The sequence below is a fragment of the Nocardioides sp. NPDC006303 genome (assembly GCF_040613175.1).
Classification (GTDB): domain Bacteria; phylum Actinomycetota; class Actinomycetes; order Propionibacteriales; family Nocardioidaceae; genus Nocardioides.
On sequence record NZ_JBEXRR010000082.1, the window covers coordinates 1 to 4,198 of the forward strand.

At 69.7% G+C, this 4,198-nt stretch carries 5 protein-coding genes; 4 read left to right on the plus strand and 1 reads right to left on the minus strand.

Features of this window, described 5'->3' with window-relative positions:
* Nucleotides 1–156: 156 nt before the first annotated feature.
* Nucleotides 157–849 (minus strand): nitroreductase, encoded by a 693-nt coding sequence (locus tag ABZY89_RS29395; RefSeq protein ID WP_355232706.1) that lies wholly within the window; start codon nt 847–849, stop codon nt 157–159.
* A 212-nt stretch (nt 850–1,061) separates the two neighbouring features.
* On the opposite strand from ABZY89_RS29395, the gene ABZY89_RS29400 reads away from it, so the two are divergent.
* The 4 genes from ABZY89_RS29400 to ABZY89_RS29415 all read left to right on the plus strand — a co-directional run.
* Nucleotides 1,062–1,949 (plus strand): hypothetical protein, encoded by an 888-nt coding sequence (locus tag ABZY89_RS29400; RefSeq protein ID WP_355232707.1) that lies wholly within the window; start codon nt 1,062–1,064, stop codon nt 1,947–1,949.
* Nucleotides 1,950–2,030: 81 nt separating this feature from the next.
* On the plus strand, nt 2,031–2,828 hold the full coding sequence (locus ABZY89_RS29405) for an SDR family oxidoreductase (protein ID WP_355232708.1): 798 nt from the start codon (nt 2,031–2,033) through the stop codon (nt 2,826–2,828).
* A 9-nt stretch (nt 2,829–2,837) separates the two neighbouring features.
* Entirely contained in the window at nt 2,838–4,055 is a 1,218-nt protein-coding gene (locus ABZY89_RS29410; RefSeq protein WP_355232709.1) for an acetyl-CoA C-acetyltransferase, read from the plus strand.
* A 44-nt stretch (nt 4,056–4,099) separates the two neighbouring features.
* Nucleotides 4,100–4,198, plus strand: a 99-nt coding sequence (locus ABZY89_RS29415; RefSeq protein WP_355232710.1) for an ectoine synthase, incomplete at its 3' end; no start/stop codon positions are given.

Consider the following 4,198-nt stretch of genomic DNA (forward strand, 5'->3'; position numbering starts at 1 on the left):
GTCCACCAACACAGTAGACTTAACGAGGATCACACCCGCGCACGCGGCCACACCCCGAGACCAACACAGTCCCCTCGGCGCTCGATTCGACTGTGTTGGTCTCGACACGCCTCCGCCTAGCGGCTCCGGCGGCTCGACCAGCGAAACTGCGGCGGCTCAGAGCGCGGTGTCGTGCAGCACGATGTGCTCGTCGAGCGGGGCCCGGCCGACGTCGAGGCGGTTCACGGCGGCGTCGGGGTCGGCGGTGCCGAACGAGATGCCGTAGAGCAGCTTGCGGTCGGCGGGGAGGCCGAGGTGGGCGCGGACGGTGTCGGCGAAGAGGCCGTGCATGCCCTGGGGTACGCCGTGGTAGCCGCGGGCGGTGAGGGAGAGCAGGAAGTTCTGGGCGTACATGCCGACGTCGTTGGCAGCGCGTACGACATCGCCGAGCTCCGGCACGAAGAGCAGGGCCACGTGGGGAGCGCCGTAGAAGCGGAGGTTCTCGGCGACGGCCTTGGTGCGGCCGTCGACGTCCTCGCGGGCGATGCCCAGGGCGCCGTAGAGGACGGCCCCGGTCTGCTGCGACCGCTGGACGTGGACGCTGTCGTCGTCACCGTACGTCGTGCTGAAGTCGGGGCTCATCTGGCCGGCCTCGAACGCCTTGAGCATCGCTTCGCTGAGGCGCTCGCGGGCCTCACCGGAGAAGACGTGGACCTCCCACGGCTGGGTGTTGCTGTGCGACGGGGCGCGCTGGGCGTCCTCGAGCACACCGCGGATGTCGTCGGCGGGCACCGGGTCGGGCAGGAAGGCTCGCGCGGAGCGGCGCGAGCGGATCACGTCCGTGAAGGTGTCGACGGCGGTCGTGGTCACAAGAAGTTCCTCTCAGGTCTGCCGAGGCCGACGGCCTCGATCCACTCCTGACGCAAGACGGAGGGACTCTCCGGTATTCCTGGGGTGGTGCCGAGGTGGCCCATCACACAATCCGGGGGCTACCCGGTTCGGGTGATACCCGGGGGCCGGACGGAGGCCTTTACCGGGGTGCGACGAAGACTCGAGATCCGACCTATCTGAGGGGGAAACCCATGATCCGAAAGCTCGTCTGTGCGGTCGCGGCCGGGGTCGCCGCGGCGGCGCTCTGGTCGATGCCGGCCTCGTCTGCACCGTTGCTGCAGCTGTCCGGGGCGATCTTCACCACCGACGTAACCGGCGCGCCCGTCAACCTCAACCACTACACCGCCAAGCAGGACGTCTATCTCAACGGCGGCCCCGGCATCAATGCGCCCGATGACGCCGCCGGCCTGCCTGCCGGGATCTACGCCTTCCAGGTGACCGATCCCTCCGGCAAGACGCTGCTCTCCACCGATCCCGTCGCCTGTCGCCGGGTCGAGGTCGACGCCAGCGGCCGCTTCGTCAGCGTCGCCCCGAGCGGTGCCTGCGCTCACGCGACCGGCACCGACGCTGAGGACGGTGGCATCACCGTGCAGCTGTTCCCCTACCTCGACACCCCGAACAACGGTGGCGAGTACAAGGTCTGGCTGACGCCGTACGACGCGCTCGACTCCACCGCTCCGGGCAACCGGCACGGTTTCGTCCCGTCCGACAGCAAGACGGACAACTTCAAGGTCAAGGCACGGGCGATCGTCGAGATCGACACCCGGTTCTCACGCCACGGTGGACCGTTCATCGACGGTCTGGCTGCCGAGTGGACCGACACCCTGGGCGCGCACAACGTGAAGTACTCCGAGTACAACCCGGCGGTCCTCGCGTTCCACGAGGCGCACGTCGAGGCTGCTGAGGCGGGTCTGCACAAGATCACCGTGACCGACCAGGTCGGCTGCGAGATCGACGATGTGCACTACGCCGGACAGACCTTCACGCCCGACGCGAACGGCTCGGTCACCGTTCCGGTCCAGGTCAAGAAGCACATGAGCGGAAACCACACCTACTGGGTGGACGTGCACTGCGTGTGAGGCGCTGCGTCTGACCCTCTGATCCGGTCACCGCGATCATCAACCTAGCATTTGCTTGGTAGGCGTTCTAGACTGCCGCACATGGCAGTCGAGATCGACTTCAGCGGCAAGGTGGTCGCGGTGACCGGTGGCGCGCGCGGGGTGGGCGCCGGGATCGTCGCGCGGTTCCTCGAAGCCGGTGCGGAGGTCGAGATCTGCGGCCGAAGCGGAGCCCGAGGCGATAAGGGCGGCCGGTCGGCGCCTGAGGAGCTGCCCGTGGTGGACGGGCGCAAGCCGGTGTTCTCCCAGGTGGACGTGCGGGATCCCCAGCAGGTCGCGGCGTGGATCGCTGCGATCACCTCGCGGCTCGGACGGCTCGACGTGGTCGTCAACAACGCCGGTGGTGCGCCCTACGCCGACTTCGCGACCGCGTCGCCGCGTTTTCACGAGAAGATCTCGGCGCTCAACTTCCTGGCCACCGCCTACGTCAGCCAGGCGGCGTACGAGGCGTTGAAGGCCTCGCGCGGCTCCATCATCAACATCAGCTCGATCTCGGCACGGCGGCCCAGTCCCGGGACCGCGGTCTACGGGGCCGCGAAGGCGGCCGTCGAGAGCCTGACCGGGTCGATCGCGGTCGAGTGGGCTCCGGACGTACGCGTCAACGCCATCTCCTGCGGGCTCGTCGCCACGCCGGGGTCCGAGGACCACTACGGCAGCCCGGAGCAGCGGGCCGCGGTGGCCGCGACCATCCCGCGCGGGGTCTTCGCGACGCCCGAGGAGGTCGGCGACGCCTGCCTTCTGCTCGCCTCTCCGCTCGCCGCGCACATCACCGGTGCCGTCCTCGCCGTCGATGGCGGCGGCGAGTGGCCCGCCTTCCTCCAGCACACCCCCAACTCCTGAGGAGCCCCCATGCCTGAAGCCGTCATCGTCTCCGCCGCCCGCTCACCCATCGGCCGCGCCTTCAAGGGATCGCTGAAGGACCTGCGTCCCGACGTACTGGCCGAGCAGATCGTACGCAGCGCCCTCTCGTCGGTTCCGGAGCTGGACCCGACGCAGATCGATGACCTGATGATGGGCTGTGCCCAGCCCGCGGGGGAGCAGGGCTACAACATCGGGCGGGTCGTCGGCGTACGTCTGGGCCTGGACGCCGTGCCCGGCACCACGGTCCACCGCTACTGCGCATCATCGCTGCAGACCACCCGGATGGCCTTCCACGCGATCCGCGCCGGGGAAGGCAACGCGTTCGTCTCCGCGGGGGTGGAGTGCGTGTCCCGCTACGAGCGCGGCAAGGCCGACGGGATGCCGGACACCAAGGCCGAGGAGTTCCTCAAGGCGGGCGAGCGCGGCGCCGCACGGGTAGCCGCCGGCGAGCCCTGGACCGACCCTCGCGAGGCCGGCGACCTGCCCGACTACCACCTCGCGATGGGCGAGACCGCCGAGAACGTCGCGGAGATGTACGGCATCACGCGCGAGGCACAGGACGAGTGGGGCGTACGTTCCCAGAACCGCGCCGAGGCCGCTGCCGCCCGGGGCTTCTGGGAGCGGGACATCACCCCCGTGACGCTGCCGTCCGGCGAGGTCGTCTCCACCGACGACGGGCCGCGAGCCGGGGTCACGCTCGAGAAGGTCGCCGGCCTCAAGCCGGTCTTCCGCGAGAACGGCACCATCACCGCCGGCAACTGCTGCCCGCTGAACGACGGCGCGGCCGCGCTGGTGATCATGAGCGACGTACGCGCCGAGGCGCTCGGGATCAGGCCGCTGGCCCGGATCGTGTCGACCGGGGTCTCCGGGCTCTCGCCCGAGATCATGGGCCTCGGGCCGGTCGAGGCCTCCCGCCAGGCGCTCGCTCGCGCCGGGCTCACTCCCGACGACATCGACCTGGTGGAGATGAACGAGGCGTTCGCCGCCCAGGTGCTCCCCAGCATCGCCCAGATCGGCCTCGACCCCGAACGGGTCAACGTCAACGGCGGCGCGATCGCCCTCGGCCACCCCTTCGGCTCCACCGGCGCCCGCCTCACCACCACGCTTCTCCACGGTCTGCAGGAGACCGGCGGCCGCTACGGCCTCGAGACCATGTGTGCCGCCGGTGGCCAGGGCATGGCGCTGGTCATCGAGCGGCTGGGCTGAGCAGACGTGTAACACGTCGTTCGTAGGACTACTCGCCCTACCAGATAGGGCGCCGCGAGACCGGCGAGACGTACGAGATCCGCGACGGGATGTGCTACCTGCTCGACAAGCACGACAAGCACACCGTCACCGCCACAACCGAC

What these genes read in the sequence shown, in the direction of transcription:
- ABZY89_RS29400 (WP_355232707.1), top strand. Translation starts at nt 1,062, where the DNA reads ATGATCCGAAAGCTCGTCTGTGCGGTCGCGGCCGGGGTCGCCGCGGCG.
- ABZY89_RS29405 (WP_355232708.1), top strand. Translation starts at nt 2,031, where the DNA reads ATGGCAGTCGAGATCGACTTCAGCGGCAAGGTGGTCGCGGTGACCGGT.
- ABZY89_RS29410 (WP_355232709.1), top strand. Translation starts at nt 2,838, where the DNA reads ATGCCTGAAGCCGTCATCGTCTCCGCCGCCCGCTCACCCATCGGCCGC.